The sequence below is a fragment of the Frankia sp. Mgl5 genome, from assembly GCF_023242985.1.
Classification (GTDB): Bacteria; Actinomycetota; Actinomycetes; order Frankiales; family Frankiaceae; genus Parafrankia; species Parafrankia soli.
This window is the reverse complement of the sequence record NZ_JALKFY010000771.1, coordinates 1-1,376: the sequence shown is the minus strand read 5'-3', so window position 1 is coordinate 1,376 and position 1,376 is coordinate 1. Positions and strand designations below refer to the sequence as shown.

The 1,376-nt window shown below is 67.4% G+C and carries 2 protein-coding genes and 1 pseudogene; 1 reads left to right on the top strand and 2 read right to left on the bottom strand.

Features of this window, described 5'->3' with window-relative positions; translation table 11 throughout:
- Positions 1-45: 45 nt before the first annotated feature.
- A complete protein-coding gene (locus MXD62_RS27540; RefSeq protein WP_248832305.1) occupies positions 46-639 on the bottom strand; it encodes a YceI family protein in 594 nt (197 codons plus the stop codon).
- A gap of 101 nt (positions 640-740) precedes the next feature.
- Here MXD62_RS27540 and MXD62_RS27535 point away from each other — a divergent pair, with 101 nt between their 5' ends.
- Positions 741-1,115: a helix-turn-helix domain-containing protein gene (locus MXD62_RS27535; RefSeq protein WP_251082405.1), complete on the top strand. Its 375-nt coding sequence runs from the start codon at positions 741-743 to the stop codon at positions 1,113-1,115.
- Positions 1,116-1,155: 40 nt separating this feature from the next.
- Here MXD62_RS27535 and MXD62_RS27530 read toward each other — a convergent pair.
- A pseudogene (locus tag MXD62_RS27530) lies at positions 1,156-1,376 on the bottom strand (hypothetical protein); the annotation flags it as partial.

Sequence of the window (1,376 nt, the reverse complement as noted above, 5' to 3'; positions counted from 1 at the left end):
GCAGGTCCAGGTGCGAAGCCGGGATCTCGGCCTGCGCCGGTCTCGTCATGGGGCGATGAACTGGAGGTCGAGTTCTACCTTGATCTTGTCGCCGAGGGCGAGCTTGCCGGCGCCGAGGGGCATGTTGAAGTCGATGCCGTAGTCACTGCGACGGATCTCGGTGGTCGCGGCGAACCCGGCCCTGGTCCGGTTGTCCGCGGGATGGACATCGACGCCATAGAACTCCACTGCCAGGGCCGCGGGCTTGGTGATCCCGTTGATCGTCAGGTTGCCGGCGACCTGGTAGTTGTCCTCGTCGGCGGTCACCGACACGGACTGGTAGTGCATGGTCGGGTTGCGTTCGATGTCGAAGAAGTCGGTGGAGCGTAGGTGGGCGTCTCGATCGGCCTGGTTCGTGTTGATCGAGGCCATGTCGATCGTGGCCTCGACGGCTACGTCGGCGAGAGTCTCGCCGATGGTCAGTGTCCCGTTGAACACGTCGAACCGGCCACGGACGTTGGTGACACCGAGGTGGCGGACCTGGAAGTGGACACCGGAGTGCGCGGGGTCGATGGGCCAGACGCCGGCGGCCAGCGGCAGCGCGCCGGCCGCTTCGGAGAGTGCTGGCGCTGACGGGTTCGACACGGAGGGAGTTGTCACAGCTGACCTTTCTCGGGAGCGACTGGGGATTGCAAAAGTATAGTTGCCGCTGAAAATATAGCAACTGCCGAGGGTGTGTTGACCGCGGGTACCATGACCGGATGGAGCCAGCGGAGCGAGACGCGGTGAGCTGTCACGCGCTGACCCCGGTCTTCGCTCTGCTCGGCAAGCGCTGGAGCGGCCTGATCATCGGCACGCTCCTGGCCGGCCCTGCACGCTTCTCCGAGATCTCCAAGCTGGTGCCCGGTGTCACCGAGCGGATGTTGTCGGGACGGTTGAACGAACTCGTCCAGGCCGGTCTGGTGGCGCGTGAGGTGATCGAGGGCCCGCCGGTCGGCGTCCGCTACCGGCTCACGCCGCGCGGTGAGGCGCTACGTCCCGCCCTGGCCGAACTCGAACGCTGGGCGACTGAACATCTGGTGACAGACACCGGCCACGTCCCGCCCGGCAATCAAACAGAGCCGGCGGGAAAGTAGAGGCCGCGGCCTTGCCTGCCAGGGGCGCGAAGCCAGTCGTTCACGGTGCGCGGGAGATCGTCGGACGGCGGCCCGTTGCGCGATCCCGATGCCCGCGAAGACGATCGACTGCTTCACCCGGGCCCGCCGTGGGCTGGTAGACCTGGGCGGGGTCGAGGGCGAGGTTGGCCTTGGCCTGCGCGGACAGGGCGTCGGCGATGACCTCGGCGTGGCCGGCCTCGATGCCGTCGAGAGTGGCGCGCACGACGTCGGCCGGGTCGT

What these genes read in the sequence shown, in the direction of transcription:
- MXD62_RS27535 (WP_251082405.1), top strand. Translation starts at nt 741, where the DNA reads ATGGAGCCAGCGGAGCGAGACGCGGTGAGCTGTCACGCGCTGACCCCG.